Raw genomic sequence first — 21,409 nt, forward strand, 5'->3', positions numbered from 1 at the left:
CTGTCAACGTCGTCTGCATCACAGGATTCGGCGCAGTAATTCAGTTGAAAGGAACGTGCTGAGGTAGTGGACGGGATGATGGATAAGGTTCGAGCGTATCTGCTGGGATTGCCCCGGCGTCGCAAAAGGTTGATTCAGGTCGCCACCGATATTGTATTGGTCTGGCTGGCGCTGTGGCTGGCCTTTATCGTGCGCCTGGGCATCGATGATATGTACAACCCGTTGCGGGTTCATATGTGGTTGTTCGCTTCCGCCCCCTTGTGGCGATTCCCCTGTTTATCCGGTTCGGTATGTACCGGGCCGTCATGCGTTATTTTGGCAATGACGCATTGGTGGCAATTATCAAGGCTGTCAGTCTTTCATCGTTGATCCTTGCGTTGATTGTTTACTGGTATAGCAACCACGAAACGGTTGTGCCGCGGTCCATTATCTTCAACTACTGGTGGTTGAGCATGGTGATCATCGGCGGACTGCGTCTGTTGATGCGTCAGTATTTTATGGGTGACTGGTTTACTGCCGTTCAGCATGTGCCGTTCACCAACCGTGATGATGGTTTGACCAAGGTTGCCATCTACGGGGCGGGCGTTGCCGGTAATCAACTGGTGGCTGCGCTGCGTATGGGGCGCGTCATGCGCCCAGTCGCATTCATCGATGATGATCCGGGTATTTCTGATCGCTCCATTTCGGGTTTGCAGGTTTATAAGCCCAAACATATTCAGCAGATGATCGACGTGACTGGAGCGAAAGAAATTCTGCTTGCGTTACCATCGTCTACCCGTGCAAGGCGCCGGGAAATCTTGAATTTACTTGAGGGCTTTCCGCTTCATATCCGCAGCGTTCCGAACTTTACCGATCTCGCCAGCGGCCGGGTCAAGGTTGAGGATATTCAGGAAGTAGATATTGCGGATTTGCTGGGACGAGATCCCGTCCCCGCGCAGCCTGACTTGCTTGAGAGGTGCATCAAGGGCAAGACAGTATTGGTCACAGGTGCCGGCGGCTCGATCGGTTCGGAGTTGTGTCGACAAATATTTGCGTTGGGCCCGATTACCCTTATTTTGTTCGACCACAGTGAGTTCAACCTGTACAGCATTTTGTCGGAGTTGGAGCAGCGTGGTAACCGTAAGTTAGCATCCGTCAGGTTATTGCCGATTCTGGGGTCGGTTCGTCATCCAAACAAACTCCTCGACGTCATGAAATCCTGGAAAGTCGACACCGTTTATCATGCAGCAGCCTATAAGCATGTACCGATGGTTGAGCATAATATCGCTGAAGGTGTGCTCAACAACGTGATCGGCACGCTTAATACAGCTCAAGCGGCGTTGCAGGCTGGGGTATCGAATTTCGTATTGATCTCGACCGACAAGGCCGTACGTCCGACCAATGTAATGGGCAGTACCAAGCGCTTGGCCGAACTGACGCTGCAAGCCCTCAGCCGTGAGGTGGCTCCGGTGCTTTTTGGAGATAAGGCCAATGTGTCTCGGGTGAACAAGACCCGATTCACCATGGTGCGTTTCGGCAATGTTCTGGGGTCGTCGGGTTCGGTCATTCCGGTGTTTCATAGCCAGATCAAGTCCGGCGGCCCGTTGACGGTCACTCATCCGAAAATAACTCGCTACTTCATGACTATTCCTGAAGCCGCTCAATTGGTTATCCAGGCCGGTTCCATGGGGCAAGGCGGGGACGTATTTGTGCTGGACATGGGCGAGCCGGTTAAGATCGTCGAGCTGGCGGAGAAAATGATCCATCTTTCCGGCCTCAGCATTCGCTCGGAGCGCAATCCGCAAGGTGATATTTCCATCGAATTCACCGGACTCCGGCCGGGCGAAAAGCTTTATGAAGAGCTCTTGATCGGCGATAACGTGGCCGCCACTCAACATCCGATGATCATGACGGCCAGTGAAGATCATCTGACGTGGGACGTTCTGAAGGGCAAGCTGAGCGAACTGCTCATGGCAGTTGAGCGCGATGATTACGCACGTGTCCGCCAGCTCTTGCGAGAAACCGTCAGCGGCTACACACCCGACGGTGAGATCGTCGACTGGATCTACCAGCAACGCGGTCTCGAGCCCTGATTGTTTCACATCCTGTAACGCTCGCATTTTTGACATCGCCTCATCATGACCTACGTTTGGAGGGCAGCTTCGGAAAAGCTGCTTTCTCAAACGATGATGGAGCGTCACTTATGCGTACCGGTTTTTTCTACTCTTTGATTTTCGCCTTCCTGACCAGCGCCTCGATTGCCACGATTGCTGCGCCTGTCACGCCGGTAGAGTCTTCCAAAGCACCTTTGGTGATGGATGCGGCGAAGCCTGTGCCGAGCGCGAAGGTTGATCTAAACGGCGCCGATGCGGCAACACTGCAGAAAGAGCTGGCGGGTGTCGGTGAAGCCAAGGCGCAAGCTATTGTTGCGTACCGTGATGTAAACGGGCCGTTTTCATCGGTGGATGAGTTGCTGGAAGTGAAGGGGATTGGTAAGGCGATTCTGGATCGCAATCGCGACAAGCTGGAAGTCAACTAAGCTGAATGTTCAACGCCAAGAGGCCGGTCATTGACCGGCCTTTTTGATTGGTGCAGGGATGACTCCGATGGCCTGCGCAATCAGATCCATTGTGATTTTTAAATTACGGCTATCATATTGCTTTCAAATTATGCCTATAATAATTTGCCGATCGGTCGACCCGACGTGATTGAGCAACCCATTTCACTCTGTCTTCCTGGAGCATTTTCATGAATTCGGCAAAATCCCAAGGCACAGCGCTCGTCACCGGCGCATCGTCCGGCATTGGAGCAATTTACGCTGAGCGCCTGGCAGCGCGTGGGTTTGGTCTGCTGCTGGTAGCTCGTGACCAGGATCGTCTGGAAAATGCCGCGAGCCGCTTGCGCGTAGCGCACGGTGTTCAGGTCGAGGTACTGAAAGCGGACCTGACACAAAAAGATGATGTGCTCAAACTCGAGCAGCGGCTGCGCAGTGATTCAAGCATCAGTCTGCTGGTCAATAACGCTGGTGTTGCGGCAAACGGCTTGCTGGCCAACGCGGATATGGATCAGCTGGAACAACTGATTCAGTTGAACATCACTGCGGTCACTCGTCTGGCATCGGCCGCCGCTGCCAGTTTCGCCAAGGCTGGCCGTGGCACGATCATCAATATTGCTTCGGTGGTGGCGCTGTTTCCTGAACGGTTCAACGCCACCTACAGCGCGAGCAAGGCCTATGTGCTAAGTCTGACGCAGTCGCTGCATACCGAGCTCGACGGCACCGGGGTGCAGGTTCAGGCTGTATTGCCCGGCGTCACGCGCACCGAGATCTGGGCGCGCTCGGGTACCGATGCCAGTGGCATTCCGGCGGAGATGATCATGGAAGCGGATGAAATGGTCGATGCGGCGCTGGCCGGGCTGGATCAGGGCGAGTTGATCACCATCCCTTCGCTGCCTGACGCGGATGAGTGGCAGGCATTCGTTGCTGCGCGCCATGCGATGGTGCCGAATCTGTCGCGCAGTGCTGCGGCGCAACGCTACAAATCTTGATCGGAGGTAAGCAGAGTATGGATTCGCGTCGAGTCGTCGTCACGGGCATGGGCCTGGTTTCACCCTTGGGCAGTGATGTTGAAATCGTCTGGCAGCGTTTGCTCGCCGGGCGTTCCGGGTTGCGTAATTTGCCCGATGCGGTGGTTGCTGACCTGCCGACCCGCGTTGGCGGTAGTGTGCCTACTGTCGAGGAGGACGCTGAAGCCGGTTTCGATCCGGATCGCGCTACGCCGCCGAAGGAACAGAAGAAGATGGACCGTTTCATTCTGTTCGCCATGGAGGCGGCGCGGCAGGCATTGGAGCAGGCCGGCTGGCATCCAGCGGACGGCGAAAGCCAGGAGCGTACCGCGACGATCATCGGATCGGGCGTCGGTGGCTTCGGTGCGATCGCCGATGCGGTACGTACCACCGATAGTCGTGGTCCTCGGCGTTTGTCGCCTTTTACCATTCCTTCTTTTCTGGTCAATCTCGCCGCTGGGCATGTGTCCATTCAGCACCGTTTAAAAGGCCCGTTGGGCGCACCAGTCACAGCATGCGCTGCCGGCGTCCAGGCGATCGGCGATGCCGCGCGGTTAATTCGTTCCGGTGAGGCGGATATCGCAGTGTGTGGTGGGGCCGAGGCTTGCATCGACCGTGTCAGCCTTGCCGGTTTCGCCGCAGCGCGGGCGCTATCCAGCGGCTACAACGACACCCCTGAGCGTGCATCGCGGCCGTTCGACAGCGGGCGTGACGGTTTCGTGATGGGCGAGGGCGCCGGTCTGCTGGTGATCGAATCGTTGGAGCATGCCTTGGCTCGCGGTGCGCAACCGTTGGCCGAACTGGTCGGCTACGGCACCAGTGCCGATGCCTATCACCTGACCGCCGGGCCGGAAGACGGCAGCGGTGCGCGGCGTGCAATGCAACAGGCGTTGGCGCAGGCCGGTATCGAGCCGGGTCAGGTCCAGCATCTGAATGCTCATGCGACTTCAACGCCGGTGGGCGATCTTGGCGAACTGGCCGCGATCAAAACGGTGTTCGGTGCCGAAAACAAAATCGCTGTGACTTCGACCAAATCCGCCACGGGGCATTTGCTCGGTGCGGCCGGTGGGCTTGAAGCGATCTTCACGCTGTTGGCGATTCGTGATCAGGTGGTGCCGCCGACGCTCAACTTCGACAACCCGGACCCGGCGAGCGCCGGGGTGGACATCGTCCATGGCCAGGCGCGGTCTACGCCGATCGAATATGCACTGTCCAATGGTTTTGGCTTTGGCGGCGTCAATGCCAGCGTGTTGTTCAAGCGCTGGCAGGCTTAGTTGCGGTTCTTCAGATGGTCGCGGGTGACGTCGAGGATGCGTTGCGCAAACCCGGCGTCCGCGACACTGCGTGACAGCAACAGCGCGCCGACCAGGGTCGACATGATCACGACGGCGCGGTCGGCATTGTTCTTGCCGTCGAGGCTGTTCTCGATCTGCGTCAGCCGTGCATTGAGCACTTCATCACTGGTGGGGCTCGGCTGTCCGCGCAGGCCCAGTTCGGAGGAAATGGTCAGCAGCGGGCAGCCTTCGTCGGGTGAGGTCTGATGCCATTCGGACAGGTAAGTCTCGATGAACAGATCCAGCGCATTGTCTTGGGCAAAGATTTCCGCGCACAGGCCGTCGACCTGATTGCCGGCCTCCTGCAAGGCTTTCTCGACCAGATCGTCTTTGGATTTGAAATGTGAATAGAAACCGCCATGGGTCAGCCCCAGCGCTTTCATCAGCGGTTGCAGGCCGGTGGCGCTGATGCCGTCCTTGCGAAAGCGCGCCGAGGCTTCCTTGATGATGCGCTGGTGGGTCTGGGCTTTATGGTCTTGCGAATAACGCATCGAGAACTCTCCGCAACAATGCACACATCTTAACCAAGGAAAATTAGATGGTGACTGTACTTCTACTTCTTAAAAGCGTGCGGTCAGATCTGGTGGCTATATAAATGCAAACCCCGCCGGTCAGGCGGGGTTCGTTTCAGCGGTCTTGTGCATCCTTGGCATCCGCTTCGGCATTGCGCTGTGCGACGCGCTTGCGTTCTTCATCGGTCAGTTCGACCTTGTTGGCGGTGTCGCGCAACATCATCAATCCGCCAACAATCGAGCCGATCGCAACGACCAGAATCAACCAGGCATACCAGGGCATAACGGCTCTCCTTAAGGGCAGCTCGACGGACGAGGATTTCGCCGCGCGACGCTGCATACCACCTTTGAGCGAAACGACTTCGCAGTGGTTCCATTCTAGGCCGCTTCTGCCCGGCACACCCGAACGGTGTCACAGACCGGTCAACATCGCATCCGCCGGCGCATCGGCGCGCAGCTGTCCGGTCAGCAAGAAGTAGCAGAACCCGACCGCCATGAAACCGAGGAAAATCAACCCGATCAGCGTGTTGAACCACGCCATCGCCACCAGGCACACCACCGCCAGCACCAGTGCAATCATCGGCACCAACGGATAGCACGGCGCGCGGAAGGTGCGTTCCAGATTCGGTTCTGATTTACGCAGTTTGAACAGGCTGAGCATGCTCATGATGTACATCACGATCGCACCGAACACGGCCATGGTGATCATCGCGGCGGTGAGCGTCATGCCGCCGAGGTTGATCAGTCCATCGCTGTAGATCGCCGCGATGCCAATGATGCCGCCGACGATGATCGCGCGGTGCGGTGTCTGAAAGCGCGACAGTTTAGCCAGCGAGGCGGGCAGATACCCGGCGCGGGCAAGGGCGAAGAACTGTCGTGAGTAGCCAAGGATGATGCCGTGAAAACTGGCAACCAGGCCGAACAGGCCGATCCACACCAGCATGTGCAGCCAGCCAGAGTTGTCGCCGACCACGGTTTTCATCGCTTGCGGCAGCGGGTCGTTGATATTCGCCAGGGTGCGCCAGTCGCCGACGCCGCCAGCGAAGAACATCACGCCCATCGCCAGCAACACCAGGGTCAGAATGCCGCTGATGTACGCCTTGGGAATCGTGCGTTTCGGGTCCTTGGCCTCTTCGGCGGCCATCGCCGCGCCTTCGATGGCGAGGAAGAACCAGATAGCGAATGGAATCGCCGCGAACATCCCGGCGATCGCCGGTGCGCCAAAGACGTCGGAACCGGCCCAGCCATTCAACGCGAAGTTGCTGAAGCTGAACGCCGGCGCGACCACGCCCATGAACACCAGCAACTCAGCCACCGCCAGCACACAGACGATCAGCTCGAACGTGGCGGCTAGTTTCACGCCAAGAATGTTCAGGCCCATGAACACGATATACGCGCCGACGGCAGCGTGTTTCGGGTCGAGCGCGGGAAATTGCACGTTCAGGTAGGCGCCGATCGCCAAGGCAATCGCTGGCGGGGCGAAGACGAATTCGATCAGCGTCGCCAGCCCGGCGATCAATCCGCCTTTCTCACCGAAGGCGCGGCGGCTATAGGCAAACGGGCCGCCGGCGTGGGGGATCGCGGTGGTCAGTTCGGTGAAGCTGAAGATGAAGCAGGTGTACATGGTTGCGACCATGAACGAGGTGACCAGAAAGCCCAGTGTGCCGGCGACGCCCCAGCCGTAACTCCAGCCGAAATACTCCCCGGAAATCACCAGCCCAACGGCGATGCCCCACAAATGCAGCGTGCCCAGCGTGGGTTTGAGTTGTGTGTTCATGCGCTTGCTCCCTGAAGGATTGGAAAGCTTCGGGGGAGGGCGTGTGCAGTGGGCGTGCCATTACGCTGAAACAAGTCGTAATGAGTTCAAAGCTGTCGCAGCGGGGATGATTGGCGCTGGATGTGCCGGCATTGTGCGCCAGTTGGGTGCGATGTTGCCGGTAATGCCGCTATCGCGAGCAGGCTCACTCCTACAGGGGATCGCATTCCAACTGTAGGAGTGAGCCTGCTCGCGATGGGGTCTGTACAAACACAAGAAATCTCCCCGTAAACCCGGCATAAAACCACTCTTTACGCTTTCTTTATGCCCCGCGCGCGCCCTCGCTCTCGTTCCTTTACAGCCTCCTTCTCGACAATCACCCCACACGCGGCAATACGCCGTTACACGGAGATCTTCCATGAGCGTTCTGGACGGGGTGTCGCTGCTGCTGGCAGTGGGGCTGTTCATTTATCTGTTGGTTGCGCTGTTGCGCGCGGACCGGAACTAGGAGCGGCTATGCACAGTTATGACTATTGGCTGATCCTTGGCTTCTTTGCGCTGGTGCTGCTGCCGGCGCCGTTCCTGGGACGCTTTTACTACAAGGTAATGGAAGGCCAGCGCACCTGGCTGACGCCGATTCTCGGTCCGCTCGAGCGCGGTTGCTATCGCATTGCCGGGGTCGATGCGCAGGCGGAGCAGAGCTGGCAGAAATATACGCTGGCGCTGCTCGCCTTCAATCTCGCCGGGTTTCTGCTGCTGTTCGCGATTCTGCTGTTCCAGGATCACCTGCCGCTGAACCCGCAGAACCTGCCGGGCCAGGAGTGGACGCAAGCGTTCAACACCGCGGTCAGTTTCATGACCAACACCAACTGGCAGTCCTACAGCGGTGAGGCGACCCTCAGCTACCTGAGCCAAATGGTCGGCCTCACTGTACAGAATTTTGTCAGTGCGGCCACCGGCCTCGCCGTGCTGGTCGCGCTGTGCCGTGGCATCGGTCGCAAATCAGCGCAGACCCTCGGCAATTTCTGGGTCGACATGACCCGCGCCACCCTCTACGGCCTGCTGCCGCTGTGCCTGTTGCTGGCGCTGTATCTGGTCTGGCAGGGCGTGCCGCAGACGTTTGCGCAGTACGTCAACGCGGTGACCCTGCAGGGTGTCGATCAAGTGATCCCGCTCGGCCCGGCCGCCAGTCAGATCGCGATCAAGCAACTGGGCACCAACGGTGGCGGTTTCTTCGGCGTCAACTCGGCGCATCCGTTCGAGAACCCGACCGCCTGGAGCAACCTGTTCGAAGTCGCTTCGATCATTCTGATCCCGGCCGCGCTGGTGTTCACCTTCGGCCATTACGTCAAGGACCTGCGCCAGAGCCGCGCGATCATTGCCTGCATGCTGGCACTGTTCCTGATCGGCGGTGCGACTTCGCTGTGGGCCGAATATCAGCCGAACCCGACCTTGAACAACGCCGCGGTGGAACAGACCGCGCCGCTGGAAGGCAAAGAGGCGCGTTTCGGCACCACCGCCACGGTGCTGTGGTCGGTGACCACCACGGCGGCGTCGAACGGTTCGGTCAACGGCATGCACGACAGCCTCAACCCGCTGAGCGGCATGGTCGCGCTGGTCAACATGATGGTCGGCGAAGTGATCTTCGGCGGCGTTGGTGCCGGGCTCTACGGCATGTTGCTCAACGTACTGATCGCGGTGTTCCTCGCCGGTCTGATGATCGGGCGCACCCCGGAATACCTCGGCAAGAAACTCCAGGCGCGTGAAGTGCAATTACTGGTGGTCACGCTGTTGGTGATGCCGGTCAGCGTGCTGGTCCTCGGCGCGATTGCCGCGGCCTTGCCTGGTCCGGCGGCGACCATCAGCAACCCCGGCCCGCACGGTTTCAGTCAGTTGCTCTATGCGTACACCTCGGCGGGCGCCAACAACGGCTCGGCGTTCGGTGGCCTGAGCGCAAACACGCCATTCCACAACCTGATGCTCGGCCTGGGCATGTTGATCGGGCGCTTCGGTTACATCCTCCCGGTACTGGCACTGGCCGGCAGCCTGGCGATGAAGAAAACCGCACCGATTGGCCAGAACAGCTTTCCGACCCATGGCCCGCTGTTCGTGACCCTGCTGACCGTGACCATTTTGCTGGTGGGCGGCCTGACCTTTCTGCCGACCCTGGCGCTGGGCCCGATTGCCGAACATCTGAGCCTGGGCTTCTAAGGAGCTGACGATGAATATGCCCGCAATAAAACCCGTCGCTGCCAAAGCGCCGGAACACGCGAAAACCGCGATCTCGGCCCTATGGCGCCCGGCGCTGCTGCAAGCGTTCGTCAAGCTAGACCCGCGGCAACTGAAGCGTTCGCCGGTGATGCTGGTGGTCGAACTGACCGCGATTTTCACCACGGTGCTGTGCTTCATTCCCGATGCCAATGTGCCGACCTTGGTTGCTGCACAAATCGCCTTGTGGCTGTGGTTCACCGTGCTGTTCGCCAACTTCGCCGAAGCCTTGGCTGAAGGGCGTGGCAAGGCCCGCGCCGACAGCCTCAAGGCCGGCAGCGAAGGCCTCAGCGCCCGGCGCCGACAGGCCAATGGCAGCTTCCAGGTGGTGCCCGCAGCCAATCTGCGCAGCGGTGACGTGGTGCGTGTCGAGGCCGGGGAGATGATCCCCGGCGACGGCGAAGTCATCGAAGGCATCGCGGCGGTCAACGAGGCGGCGATCACCGGTGAATCGGCACCGGTGATTCGCGAATCTGGCGGTGATCGCTCGGCGGTTACCGGCAACACGCGGCTGGTGTCCGACTGGCTGCTGGTGAAGATCACTGCCAACCCCGGGGAGTCGACCCTCGATCGGATGATCGCGCTGGTCGAAGGCGCCAAGCGTCAGAAGACCCCGAACGAAGTCGCGCTGGATATCCTGCTGATCGGCCTGACCCTGATCTTTCTGCTGGTGGTGGTCACCCTGCAACCGTTCGCTCACTTCGCCAACGGCAGCCTGCCGCTGGTGTTTCTGGTGGCGTTATTGGTCACGCTGATTCCGACCACCATCGGCGGCCTGCTGTCGGCCATCGGCATTGCCGGGATGGATCGATTGGTGCGCCTCAACGTGATCGCCAAATCCGGTCGCGCGGTGGAAGCGGCGGGCGATGTGCATGTGCTGCTGCTCGACAAGACCGGCACCATCACCTTCGGTAACCGCCGTTGCAGCGCGGTGTACGCCGCGCCGGGTGTGTCGGCACGCGATCTGGCCGAGGGCGCGTTGTTCGCTTCGCTCGGCGACGAAACCGCCGAAGGCAAATCCATCGTCGAGTACCTTCGCGGTCTGCATCCGCAGCCTGAGCCGGCGCCGGAAGTCCTGACGGTGGTGCCGTTCAGCGCTGAAACCCGTTTGTCTGGCGTCGACTATCAGGGCCGCGTGTATCGCAAGGGCGCGGTGGATTCGTTGCTGACCTTCCTTGGCCTGCAACGCGCCGATCTGGCCCCGGCGCTGGCACGGGAAATCGACAAGATCGCCCAGAGCGGCGGCACGCCGTTGCTGGTCTGCGCTGACGGCAAACTGCTCGGTGCGATTCACCTCAAGGACGTGGTCAAACCGGGCATTCGCGAGCGTTTTGCCGAACTGCGCAAACTGGGGATCCGCACGGTAATGGTCACTGGCGACAACCCGCTGACCGCTGCGGCGATTGCGGCAGAAGCGGGCGTCGATGACGTCCTCGCCGAAGCCACACCAGAGAAGAAACTCGCGCGCATCCGTCACGAGCAGAACGACGGGCGCCTGGTCGCGATGTGCGGCGACGGCGCCAACGACGCGCCAGCGCTGGCCCAGGCTGACGTTGGCATGGCGATGAATGACGGCACGCAAGCGGCGCGCGAAGCGGCGAACATGGTCGACCTCGACAGCGACCCGACCAAGCTGCTCGACGTGGTGCAGATCGGCAAGGAATTGCTGGTGACCCGTGGCGCGCTGACGACCTTTTCCATCGCCAACGACGTGGCCAAATACTTCGCCATCCTGCCGGCGCTGTTCGCCGCGATCTATCCGCAACTGGGTGTGCTGAACATCATGCAGCTGACCAGTCCGCAGAGCGCGATTCTCTCGGCGATCGTCTTCAACGCCTTGATCATCGTCGTGCTGATTCCGCTGGCACTGCGCGGCGTACGGGTGCAGGCGGCAAGTGCGGCGGCGTTGCTGCGGCGCAATCTGCTGATCTATGGCGTGGGCGGGATTCTGGTGCCGTTCGTGGGGATCAAAGCGATCGACATGCTGCTCACGGCGCTGCATCTGGTGTGAGGCTGAAAAGAGCCCCTCACCCTAGCCCTCTCCCGGAGGGAGAGGGGACTGACGGAGGTGTTTGCGAGAGGTACGCCGGCTTGAGATACCGAGTCGAGCCCGGGTTTTGAAAAGTACAAAGATCGGCTCCCTTTCCCCCTCGCCCCCTTGGGGGAGAGGGCTGGGGTGAGGGGGAAAAGATCGCCCTGACACCCCACCCAAAGTTTGCCCAACGAATTCGAGGATCAACCAATGTCCACAATGCTACGTCCGGCCCTGAGCCTGTTGGTGCTGATGACCCTGGTCACCGGCATCGCCTATCCACTGGTGGTCACTGGCATCGCCCAGATCGCCTTCCCCGAACAAGCCAATGGCAGTCTGGTCCGTGACGCCGACGGCAAAGTCCGCGGCTCGTCACTGATCGCCCAGGATTTCAGCGGCGATGGCTGGTTCCACCCACGGCCATCGGCCGGCGCCTTCGCTACCGTTTCCAGCAGCGCCAGCAACCTCGCCCCGAGCAACCCGGCGCTCGCCACACGAGTGATCGACGAGGCCAAAAAAATCCAGGTTCCCGGTCAGGGCCCGGTGCCGCTGGCGTTGTTGACCACCTCGGCCAGCGGCCTCGATCCGCACTTGCCTCCGGCGGCAATTGCCTATCAACTGGCGCGTGTTGCGCAAGCGCGCAATCTGCCGCTGTCGACGGTGCAGCAACTGCTCGATGCGCACATCGAACAGCCGCTGGTGGGGCCGCCGGTGGTGAATGTGCTGGCGCTGAACAGGGCGCTGCAAAAACTCTGAATCGGCAGCGCGGCCATTCGCGAGCAGGCTCGCTCCCACAGGAGTCTGCATTCCATAGGTGGGAGCGAGCCTGCTCGCGAAGGCGCGCTGAAAGTCACCGCATCAATACCAGGAAAAGAGACCCAGCATGAGCGACTCCGGCCGCGCCGACGCGCTGTTAGCAGACCTGCCCCGTGACGGCCGTGGCCGGCTGAAAGTATTCCTCGGCGCCGCCCCCGGCGTTGGCAAGACTTACGCCATGCTCCAGGCCGCCCACACCCAACTTCGCCAAGGCGTGAAAGTCCTCGCCGGCGTGGTCGAAACCCACGGCCGCGCTGAAACCGAAGCGTTGCTCGGTGGCCTGCCGCAGCAACCGCTGCTGCGCTCGGAATACCGTGGCGTGATGCTCGAAGAAATGGACCTCGACGGCATCCTCGCAGCGCGACCGAAGCTGGTGCTGGTGGATGAACTGGCGCACAGCAACGCCCCCGGCAGCCGTCACGCCAAGCGCTGGCAGGATATTCAGGAACTGCTCGCCGCTGGCATCGACGTCTTCACCACGGTCAACGTCCAGCACCTGGAAAGCCTCAACGATCAGGTGCGCGGCATCACCGGTGTGCAGGTCCGCGAAACCCTGCCGGACTGGGTTCTGCAGGAAGCCTTTGAACTGCTGCTGATCGACCTGCCACCGCGCGAATTGCTCGAGCGTTTGCGCGAGGGCAAGGTCTACGTGCCCGAACAGGCGCGGGCGGCGATCGATGCATTTTTCACCCAGACCAACCTCACCGCACTGCGCGAACTGGCGATGCAAACGGCTGCTGCGCAGGTCGATAACGATCTGGCGCAGGGTTATCGCCAGCTCGGTCAGGCCGCGCCGGCGGTGCGCGGGCGCTTGCTGGTCGGCGTCGATGGCGATGCCCAGGCTGAACGTCTGGTGCGTCACGCCAGTCGCGTCGCTCAGCGTCGGCATTTGCCGTGGAGTCTGGTGCATGTCGACAACGGCAGTGTGCGTGACGAGCAATCGCGCCTGCGCCTGCAAAGTGCCCAGCAACTGGCTGAACGCCTCGGCGGCGAAGTGGTGCTGCTGCGTGCCGGCGAGGTGGCGAAAACCCTGATCCAGCACGCCGCCGAACGCCGCGCCAGTCTGGTGCTGGTCGGCCAGTCGCGGCCGCGCCTGCGTCGACGCTTGTTTGGTGGGGGACTCGCTGCGCGGCTGTTGCGTCAGGCTCATGGGCTGGAAATCAATGTTCTCGACAGTGATGAACAACCGCAGCAACCGCATGCCCGCAGTCCGCTGACGCTGGTGTGGTTCGACTACGCATTGGCGCTGGTTGCGACGCTATTGGCGACGGCACTGGCATGGGCGGTGTCGAGCGTGTTGCCGCTGCCGAACATCTCGCTGGTATTCCTCGCCGCGGTGTTGCTGGTGGCGGTGCGCAGCAGCCTCGGCCCGGCACTGGCCTGTGCGGCGCTGTCGTTTCTGACCTACGACTTTTTATTCATTCCGCCGAATTTCTCGTTCAGCATTCAACGCGAAGAAGACGTGCTGACTTTGCTGTTTTTCCTTTTGATGGCCGCGCTGACCGGCAATCTCGCGGCGCGCCAGCGTCGGCAATTGCAAGCCCTGCGCGATACCCAGGAAGAAACCAGCGAACTGCTCGACCTGTCGCGCAAGCTCACTGCAGCGACCGATCGCCAGGCCGTGGTCAGCGCCGCCGCGCAGCATCTCAATGGCTGGAACGATCTGCAGCTGTGCCTGCTCAATCGCGACGGCCAGGGCGGCTGGAAAGTCGAGACTGGCGGCCCGCTGCAATTGACCGAAGCCGAACGCGCCGCCGCCGATTGGGCGTGGCAGCATGATCAACCGGCGGGTATGGGCACCGGCACGCTACCGTTGGGGCGTTGGTGGTGGTGGCCGCTCTCAGTCGAAGACGGGCCGTTGGCGCTGCTCGGCGTGTGCGCCAAAGAAGGCCAGAGCCTGAGTGGCCAGCGTCGTCGCCTGCTGACCGCGTTGAGCCAGCCGCTGGCGCAGGCACTGGCGCGCGCGCAGTTGGCCGACGATCTGGAGGCCGCGCGCCTGCACGGCGAAACCGAGCAACTGCGCAGTGCCTTGCTGGCCTCGGTGTCTCACGATCTGCGCACGCCGCTGACCGCCATGCGCGGCAGCATCGACAGCCTGCTGGCGCTCGGCGAAGCGATCCCGCTGGAGGACCGCCGCGAACTGCTCGAAGGCACCCGCGATGAAGCCGAACGCCTCGACCGCTACATCCAGAACCTGCTCGACATGACCCGCCTCGGCCACGGCGCGCTGAAACTGGCGCGCGACTGGGTGTCGCCGGCAGACATCGTCGGCAGTTCGCTGAACCGTCTGCGCGCGGTGCTCGCGCCGTTGCAGGTCAGCACCGAGGTGCCGGCCGAGTTGCCGTTGCTGTACGTGCATGCAGCGCTGATCGAGCAGGCGCTGGTCAACGTGCTGGAAAACGCCGCACGGTTTTCGCCCGTTCACGGCCGCTTGCAGCTCAACGCGGGTGCGGATGATCAGGAAATTTATTTCTCGGTCAGCGACGAGGGGCCCGGGATTCCCGAGGACGAGCGGGCGAAGATTTTCGACATGTTCTACACCGCCGCGCGCGGCGATCGTGGCGGCCAGGGCACGGGCCTCGGGCTGGCGATCTGTCAGGGCATGGTCGGCGCGCACGGCGGCCGGATCAGCGTCGCCGACGGTATCGATGGCCGTGGCACGTGCATCACCTTGCACCTGCCATTGCAGACGCAGCCGGGGATGGACGGTGAAGCGTGAATCCGACTGCGCTACTCTCTTGCCACTCTTTTGTGTTGATGTGAATTCATGAGCCAGACCGCGACCATTTTGGTCATCGATGACGAGCCGCAGATCCGCAAGTTCCTGCGCATCAGCCTGGCGTCCCAAGGCTACAAAGTGCTCGAGGCCGGCACCGGCGCCGAAGGCCTGGCCCAGGCGGCGCTGAACAAGCCCGATCTGCTGGTGCTAGACCTCGGCCTGCCAGACATGGACGGCCAGCAAGTGCTGCGCGAATTTCGCGAATGGGCCACAGCGCCGGTGCTGGTGCTGTCGGTGCGCGCCAGCGAAGGGCAGAAAGTCGAGGCGCTGGATGGCGGTGCGAATGACTATGTGACCAAGCCGTTCGGCATTCAGGAATTCCTCGCCCGGGTTCGCGCCTTGCTCCGTCAGGCACCGACGGGGGAGGCGCAGCAGGCCGCGTTGAGCTTCGGCCCGTTGACCGTGGATCTGGCCTATCGGCGGGTGCTGCTCGATGGTGTCGAAGTGGCGCTGACCCGCAAGGAATACGCGGTGCTGGCGCAACTGGCGCGGCATCCGGGGCGGGTGATCACCCAGCAGCAATTGCTCAAGGACATCTGGGGACCGACGCACACCGAGGACAGCCACTACCTGCGGATCGTGGTCGGCCATCTGCGCCAGAAACTGGCGGATGATCCGACGCGGCCGCGGTTTATCGTGACCGAAGCCGGGGTGGGCTATCGCCTGCTGAATGAGGTTGGTCTGTAGGGATGTGGCGCCTGGTCTGACGCCTTCGCGAGCAGGCTCGCTCCCACATTTGGAATGCATCCCCCGTGGGAGCGAGCCTGCTCGCGAAGAGGCCGGCAAAATCACTGAAAAACTTCAGTGTTCAACCCTGCTCCTGCTCATACCGATCCAGCGTATCGCTGGCAATCTCGCGCCCGAGCGCAATCAGTTCCGGTGCTTTGTAAAACTCGAAAAACCGGCACACGCGCTTCGGCACGTTGATCAGGATATCCGGCGGATACCCGGCGATCTTGTACTGCGCCAGCGAGGTCTGCATGACCTCGAAACTTTGGTTGATCAGATCAAGCAGCGAGGCCGGGCCGACGTTGTCGATGATGAAAGAACCCGTCGCGGATTTTGGCGCACCTTCACGCTCGGGCGCGGCGGCCGGTTGCTGGCTTTCCGGTTCGGCGCCTTCGAGCCAGGGATTGATGGCCGCCGCCTCGGCACGCAGCGCTTCCTGTTCGAGCTTCAATAATTGCTCGGCCTGTTTACGGCGAAACGGCAACTTCGAGCCCAGCGAGTTGATCAGGCTGTCAAAACGCGAGCGGAACGCTGGCGGGCGCTCAATGACCGGCAGTTTGTATTGGCGCTGGTTGGTCGCGTTGAGATTGACCGCAATGATCAGGTCACAGTGACTCGACACCACCGGCACGATCGGCAACGGGTTGAGAATGCCGCCGTCGACCAGCATGCGATTGCCTTGCATCACCGGCGTGAACAGGCTGGGAATCGCCGCCGAGGCACGCATTGCCTGATGCAGGCAGCCTTCCTGAAACCAGATCTCCTGTTGGTTGGTGAGGTCGGCGGCGACAGCGGTGTAGGGGATGCGCAAGTCTTCGATATTGATCTCGCCGACGATCTTGCGGATCTGTCCGAAGACCTTCTCGCCGCGAATCGCCCCAAGGCGAAAGCTCACGTCGACCAGCCGCAGCACATCGAGGTAGTCGAGGCGCTCGATCCAGTTGCGGTATTCATCAAGCTTGCCTGCGGCGTAGATCCCACCGACCACCGCACCCATCGAACAACCGGCGATGCAGGCGATTTCGTAACCGCGCTTCTCGATTTCTTCGATGACGCCGATATGGGCATAGCCCCGGGCGCCACCGGAACCCAACACCAGTGCGACACGTTTTTTCATCCAGCTTCCTCCCGGCAAGCCTGCACAATGCACTGATCACCGAGCCGGCTCAATCGCCAAGGTCGCGGAGGGTGGCAGTGACGTCGTTTTTTTGCCCTTGCGGCGCGCTTCAGCGCTATTCTTCAGCCGCTTGTTTCATGCGCCGGCAAGGCACTTTTTCGCCGCCTGGCCGTCTTACCTGCACGATTGTTGACCTATTTTGAGGTGTGATTGATGAAAGCCTGGATCTGTGTGCCGTTGTTGGCGCTGGCATTGGCCGGTTGCGCCGGTAAAACCGCTTACCGCGACAGCTGTGGCAGCCAGCTCGACGCCGCCTGGCACGAGCTGGACCTGGCCAAGGCCGAAGGCTTTGCCGGCACCGTCAGCTATTCCAAAGCCTTGTCGCTGCTGACCGCGGCCAAGACCCAGCAGCAATTCGAAGGCTTCGAAGGCTGCAGCAAGAAAGCCGAGAAAGCGCGTTTCTACATCCGCGAATCCCGCGCAGGACGTTAAAACGGCAGCTGCAAGCCGCAAGCTCAAGTCAGTACGCGGTCAGCTTGCAGCTTGTAGCTCGCCACTTGAAGCTGTCTACGGAGTAGACCCCCATGATTGACCGGTTGGTGGCTCATATCCTGAGCCTGGAAGTGCGATTGCTGGCTTGTCAGGCGCGTATGACGGCGAGGACCGATCCCGAGGCGCTGCATGATTTGCGTACCACCGTGCGACGCTTGCGCAGTCTGTTGCGACCGCTGCGCGGCTTGCCGGGTGTCGAGCAGCTTGAAGACGCGGCGTCTGCCGTCGGTGAGCTGACCACACCGTGGCGCGATCGCGAAGTGCTGGCGGCGTACCTGCTCAAACATGATCAGCCGCAAGCCGCCGAGCGCCGCATGGCGCAGATGGCCGAGGCCTATCCGGCATTGGCGGCGAGCAATGAAGTGGCGTCGTTGATGATGATCCTCGATGCGTTTCCGCGGTTTTTGCGCGCTTCTCAGCGTCAGGGCCTGCTCAAAGGCTTGGACAAGCGCATTGAAAAACGTCTGGGCAAGCAGTGGCAGAAGCTCGAGGACGCATTGCATGATCCCGCCCATGACCGCCATCGCCTGCGCCTGTTGATCAAACGCGTGCGCTACGGCATCGAAGCCTATCCCGAACTGGACCGTTTGCCCGCCGCGGCGTACAAGCGCTTGAAGTCTGCGCAGGGTGCGCTGGGTGACTGGCACGATTGCTGGCAGTGGTTGGCCAAGGCCGAACTGGAAGCGGATCTGCAACCGTGTGTCGCCACGTGGCAGGCGGGTCTGATCAAGGCGGAGCTCAAGGCTGATCAAGTGCTGGAAAAGCTCGATGCCGACTGCTTCAAATCTTCCTGAAACAACACCGATCCCCCGGTAGGAGTGAGCCTGCTCGCGATAGCAATCTGTCAGCCAACCCATCGTTGAATGTCCGACCGCTATCGCGAGCAGGCTCACTCCTACAGAGGGCTTCGGGCTGTATAGGGCGCCAAGGCCTTTCTGTCAGCCCATTTGACCGGAATAGACGCTGCGGCGCGCGGCGGGTCTGGTTAAGATCCGCGCATCCCTTTCCCGTTTGCCGAGGTTGTCATGCGCTTTTGCGATCTGCTCGATGCTGTCCGCCAACAACCTGAAGTGACGATTCCTGCCGAATGGGGCCAGGGCCGGGCCAGTTTTGGTGGCCTGGTGGCTGCGCTGCAATATGAGGCGATGCGCGGCAAAGTGCCGGCAGAGCGCCCGGTGCGTTCGCTGGCGATCACCTTTGTCGGGCCGGTGGAGCCGGGCGTGCCGGTGAGCTTCGAAGTGGAGGTGTTGCGTGAAGGTAAAGCCGTCAGCCAGGTGTTGGGCCGGGCGTTGCAGAACGGGCAGGTGGTGACGATCGTGCAAGGCAGCTTCGGTGCCTCGCGGCCTTCGGAGGTAGCGGTCGAGGCGTATCCGGCGCCGTCGATGAAACACTGGGACGAATGTCAGGAATTGCCGTACATCAAAGGCGTGACCCCGGAATTCATGCGCCATCTGGCGATGCGCTGGAGCGTTGGCGGCATGCCGTTTACCGGCATTGCGTCGCGCTTGATGGGCGGTTGGGTGCGCTTGCGAGGGGATGTCAAGGAAGAGCCAGTCAACGAGGCGCATCTGCTGGCCCTGGTCGATGCCTGGCCGCCGGCGCTGTTGCCGTATCTGAAGAAACCTGCACCGGGCAGCACGCTGACCTGGACGATCGAGTTCGTGCAGCCGTTACACGATTTGAGCACGTTGGACTGGTGCCAGTACCTGGCCGATATCGAATACGCTGCTGACGGTTATGGTCATGTCGCGGCCAAATTGTGGAGCGCGAAAGGCGAGTTGATTGCGATGAGCCGACAGACAGTGACGATCTTCGCCTGAGTCAATGCCGACGGTGGCGTTCACGCCAGGCGCGCCACCAGCCGCCACTCAGGAAGAATCGCGGAAAGGTCAGAAACTGCTCGACCAGCAATCGCGACACGGCATCTTTGCGATCACTGAACGGCTCGGAGGCTTGCGCCTCCAGGCTGTGGCCATGGCGCTGCAGACCCAGCGCCGCGACAATCCCGATCACACCGATGGCGACACTCGCCAGACTCAGGCTGAACACCCCGGACACGATCAGCAGAAACGCCACGATGAACAGCGGCACGGCAATCAGATGCAAAACCAGATTGGTCGGGTGCTGGTGATTGCCCGGGTAGGCGCGCCATTGCCACGCGGGAAGATTGGGGTGACGTTTGCCCATGTTGCTACTCCTTAATCCATGTTTGAACTCATGGTTGAAGAATAGGCCCGGGCGCGCAGGGCGGCGAATCAAGGTTGGCTATTGGAGTGATAGGCGTCATGGGTGGATTCGATGTCGATCCATCAGGCGCCTTCGCGAGCAGGCTCGCTCCCACATTGAATGCGTGGCGCCCGCGGATCCTTGTGGGAGCGAGCCTGCTCGCGAAAATGGACTCAGAGTTTCAACTGCCCGATCGCCTTGTTGAGTTCCCCGGCCAACGTCGCCAACTCATTACTGGTGGTCGCCGAATCCACGGTCTGCTGCACGGTGTTCTCGGTCACATCACGAATGCTCACCACCGCCCGGTTCATTTCCTCGGCGACCTGGCTCTGCTGCTCCGCCGCCACGGCAATCTGCGTGTTGCTCTCACGCATCTGCGCCACCGCCCCGGTGATTTCCGCCAGCGCCTCGCCGGCCTCTTGCGCCTGCTGCACGCAATCGTCGGCCTTGTACGAACTCTCCTGCATGAAATCCACCGCATCGCGGGTGCCAGCCTGCAACGCGGAAACCATGGTGGTGATCTCGTCGGTCGAGGTTTGCACGCGCTTGGCCAGATTGCGCACTTCATCGGCGACCACCGCAAAGCCCCGGCCCATCTCGCCGGCGCGCGCGGCTTCGATGGCCGCGTTGAGGGCGAGCAGATTGGTTTGTTCGGCGATGCTGTGAATCACGCTGACCACGCCGTTGATCTTCTGACTGTCTTCGGCCAGGCGTTGGATCATTTCTGCGGTCTGCTGCACGCCGCTGGATAACCCGGCAATCGAATGCTGCACCCGGGCAACCACTTGCTGGCCGCTGCCAGCCAGGCCATCGGCGGTCTGCGACAGGTCGCGGGTGGCGCCAGCGTGTTCGGCGATGTGGTGAACCGTGGCGGTCATTTCGTTGATCGCGGTGGCCGCCTGATCGGTCTCGCTCTGTTGGCCGAGCATGCCGTGGCGCACCTCGTTCATGCTCGACGCCAGTCGCGCGGCACCGACATCCAGTTGCCGCGCGGTGCTGGCGACGGTGCTGACCACGCGCTGATAACCGGCCTGCATGGCGTTGAACGCGTTGGCCATTTGCCCGACTTCATCGTTGCCGGCCAGCGGCACCCGCGCGCTGAGATCGCCGCTTTTCTCGACATGCAGCATGACGTCTTTCAAGGTGTTGAGCTGGCTCAGCAAAAAGCGGATCAGCAATTGCGAAGCGCCGAGCATCGCCAGCATCAGAATAAACACCGCCACCGCGTAGTGGCTAAAACGCTCGCTGAACACCTGGCTCAGGCTCGGCCCATAGGCGATCACCGCAACCTGTTCGCCATCGGCGCGGCTGAACACTTCGGCGCCCAGCAACGGGTTGTCGCCGAACAAGGGCAGGGCATCAATTGCATTCCAGCCGTTGCTGCCGGTGATTTCCAGCAGCGGCTGACCGTTGAGCCGCGGTGCTTCGCCGCGTTTGAAGCTCAGCACCTGCTCGACCTGGGGCAGCGGCTGACCCGCCGGCCAAGCCTTGAGCAACTGCGCTTGCGCCTGCGCGGACGCTTGAGCTGCGTGGCTGCGAGCCTGTTGTTCGAGCTGCACGGCATACAACACCAGCAGCAGGGTGGTGACAAAGGCGACCGCATTGACCGCCCAGAATTTGTATTTCAGCGAGATATTGCTAAGCCAGGCACCCATGGAGGTCTTCTCTGATAGCGGAAACAGTTTTGGCAAGGTGCCATTATTGTGCCGCTATGCAGATCAATAGACCTTGATATGAATCAACAG

General features: G+C 61.2%; 19 protein-coding genes and 1 pseudogene. 13 read left to right on the plus strand and 7 right to left on the minus strand.

Features of this window, described 5'->3' with window-relative positions; translation table 11 throughout:
- Nucleotides 1–18 precede the first annotated feature (18 nt).
- Nucleotides 19–234: a hypothetical protein gene (locus M0746_RS05565; protein ID WP_258451537.1), complete on the minus strand. Its 216-nt coding sequence runs from the start codon at nucleotides 232–234 to the stop codon at nucleotides 19–21.
- On the opposite strand from M0746_RS05565, the pseudogene M0746_RS05570 reads away from it, so the two are divergent.
- The 4 genes and pseudogenes from M0746_RS05570 (at nucleotide 211) to fabF (ending at nucleotide 4,817) form a co-directional block, all read left to right on the plus strand.
- Nucleotides 211–2,072, plus strand: a pseudogene (locus tag M0746_RS05570) (polysaccharide biosynthesis protein). The gene M0746_RS05565 and the pseudogene M0746_RS05570 overlap by 24 nt on opposite strands.
- A gap of 110 nt (nucleotides 2,073–2,182) precedes the next feature.
- On the plus strand, nucleotides 2,183–2,518 hold the full coding sequence (locus M0746_RS05575) for a ComEA family DNA-binding protein (RefSeq protein WP_258448448.1): 336 nt from the start codon (nucleotides 2,183–2,185) through the stop codon (nucleotides 2,516–2,518).
- 209 nt (nucleotides 2,519–2,727) lie between these two features.
- The gene (locus M0746_RS05580) at nucleotides 2,728–3,525 is read left to right on the plus strand and encodes an SDR family NAD(P)-dependent oxidoreductase (RefSeq protein ID WP_258448449.1); all 798 of its coding nucleotides are present in this window, start codon (nucleotides 2,728–2,730) and stop codon (nucleotides 3,523–3,525) included.
- 17 nt (nucleotides 3,526–3,542) lie between these two features.
- Complete coding sequence (gene fabF, locus M0746_RS05585; protein ID WP_258448450.1) at nucleotides 3,543–4,817, plus strand: beta-ketoacyl-ACP synthase II; 1,275 nt, start codon at nucleotides 3,543–3,545, stop codon at nucleotides 4,815–4,817.
- Here the strand turns inward: fabF and M0746_RS05590 are convergent.
- From M0746_RS05590 to eat, 3 genes are all read right to left on the minus strand, one after another.
- The gene (locus M0746_RS05590) at nucleotides 4,814–5,368 is read right to left on the minus strand and encodes a TetR/AcrR family transcriptional regulator (RefSeq protein WP_208940280.1); all 555 of its coding nucleotides are present in this window, start codon (nucleotides 5,366–5,368) and stop codon (nucleotides 4,814–4,816) included. The genes fabF and M0746_RS05590 overlap by 4 nt on opposite strands.
- A 136-nt stretch (nucleotides 5,369–5,504) precedes the next feature.
- The gene (locus M0746_RS05595) at nucleotides 5,505–5,672 is read right to left on the minus strand and encodes a DUF2897 family protein (RefSeq protein WP_016770901.1); all 168 of its coding nucleotides are present in this window, start codon (nucleotides 5,670–5,672) and stop codon (nucleotides 5,505–5,507) included.
- Nucleotides 5,673–5,801: 129 nt separating this feature from the next.
- On the minus strand, nucleotides 5,802–7,166 hold the full coding sequence (gene eat, locus M0746_RS05600; protein ID WP_208940281.1) for an ethanolamine permease: 1,365 nt from the start codon (nucleotides 7,164–7,166) through the stop codon (nucleotides 5,802–5,804).
- Between the two features lie 397 nt (nucleotides 7,167–7,563).
- Between eat and kdpF the strand changes: the two genes are divergently transcribed.
- The 6 genes from kdpF to M0746_RS05630 all read left to right on the plus strand — a co-directional run bounded on the left by kdpF (nucleotide 7,564) and on the right by M0746_RS05630 (nucleotide 15,727).
- Nucleotides 7,564–7,653, plus strand: coding sequence for a K(+)-transporting ATPase subunit F (gene kdpF / locus M0746_RS05605; RefSeq protein WP_007899818.1), 90 nt, complete (start codon nucleotides 7,564–7,566; stop codon nucleotides 7,651–7,653).
- 8 nt (nucleotides 7,654–7,661) lie between these two features.
- Nucleotides 7,662–9,356: a potassium-transporting ATPase subunit KdpA gene (gene kdpA, locus M0746_RS05610; protein ID WP_258448451.1), complete on the plus strand. Its 1,695-nt coding sequence runs from the start codon at nucleotides 7,662–7,664 to the stop codon at nucleotides 9,354–9,356.
- A gap of 10 nt (nucleotides 9,357–9,366) precedes the next feature.
- A complete protein-coding gene (gene kdpB / locus M0746_RS05615) occupies nucleotides 9,367–11,424 on the plus strand; it encodes a potassium-transporting ATPase subunit KdpB (RefSeq protein ID WP_258448452.1) in 2,058 nt (685 codons plus the stop codon).
- Nucleotides 11,425–11,655: 231 nt separating this feature from the next.
- The gene (kdpC, locus tag M0746_RS05620) at nucleotides 11,656–12,201 is read left to right on the plus strand and encodes a potassium-transporting ATPase subunit KdpC (protein ID WP_258448453.1); all 546 of its coding nucleotides are present in this window, start codon (nucleotides 11,656–11,658) and stop codon (nucleotides 12,199–12,201) included.
- Nucleotides 12,202–12,328: 127 nt separating this feature from the next.
- Nucleotides 12,329–14,980, plus strand: a complete 2,652-nt coding sequence (locus tag M0746_RS05625) for a sensor histidine kinase (RefSeq protein WP_258448454.1) — start codon at nucleotides 12,329–12,331, stop codon at nucleotides 14,978–14,980.
- Nucleotides 14,981–15,028: 48 nt separating this feature from the next.
- On the plus strand, nucleotides 15,029–15,727 hold the full coding sequence (locus M0746_RS05630; RefSeq protein WP_258448455.1) for a response regulator: 699 nt from the start codon (nucleotides 15,029–15,031) through the stop codon (nucleotides 15,725–15,727).
- Between the two features lie 121 nt (nucleotides 15,728–15,848).
- Here M0746_RS05630 and M0746_RS05635 read toward each other — a convergent pair whose 3' ends face one another.
- On the minus strand, nucleotides 15,849–16,886 hold the full coding sequence (locus M0746_RS05635; protein ID WP_203418905.1) for a patatin-like phospholipase family protein: 1,038 nt from the start codon (nucleotides 16,884–16,886) through the stop codon (nucleotides 15,849–15,851).
- Nucleotides 16,887–17,099: 213 nt separating this feature from the next.
- On the opposite strand from M0746_RS05635, the gene M0746_RS05640 reads away from it, so the two are divergent.
- The 3 genes from M0746_RS05640 (at nucleotide 17,100) to M0746_RS05650 (ending at nucleotide 19,258) form a co-directional block, all read left to right on the plus strand.
- Complete coding sequence (locus M0746_RS05640; RefSeq protein ID WP_090285007.1) at nucleotides 17,100–17,378, plus strand: hypothetical protein; 279 nt, start codon at nucleotides 17,100–17,102, stop codon at nucleotides 17,376–17,378.
- 92 nt (nucleotides 17,379–17,470) lie between these two features.
- Nucleotides 17,471–18,232, plus strand: a complete 762-nt coding sequence (locus M0746_RS05645) for a CHAD domain-containing protein (RefSeq protein WP_258448456.1) — start codon at nucleotides 17,471–17,473, stop codon at nucleotides 18,230–18,232.
- Nucleotides 18,233–18,463: 231 nt separating this feature from the next.
- Nucleotides 18,464–19,258: an acyl-CoA thioesterase gene (locus M0746_RS05650; protein ID WP_208940287.1), complete on the plus strand. Its 795-nt coding sequence runs from the start codon at nucleotides 18,464–18,466 to the stop codon at nucleotides 19,256–19,258.
- Between the two features lies 1 nt (nucleotide 19,259).
- Here the strand turns inward: M0746_RS05650 and M0746_RS05655 are convergent, their stop codons facing one another.
- Nucleotides 19,260–19,625 (minus strand): Mpo1-like protein, encoded by a 366-nt coding sequence (locus M0746_RS05655; RefSeq protein WP_007908547.1) that lies wholly within the window; start codon nucleotides 19,623–19,625, stop codon nucleotides 19,260–19,262.
- 212 nt (nucleotides 19,626–19,837) lie between these two features.
- Complete coding sequence (locus M0746_RS05660; RefSeq protein WP_258448457.1) at nucleotides 19,838–21,319, minus strand: methyl-accepting chemotaxis protein; 1,482 nt, start codon at nucleotides 21,317–21,319, stop codon at nucleotides 19,838–19,840.
- Nucleotides 21,320–21,409: the final 90 nt, after the last annotated feature.

The organism is Pseudomonas sp. S11P7, assembly GCF_023195435.1.
Classification (GTDB): Bacteria; Pseudomonadota; Gammaproteobacteria; order Pseudomonadales; family Pseudomonadaceae; genus Aquipseudomonas; species Aquipseudomonas fluorescens_G.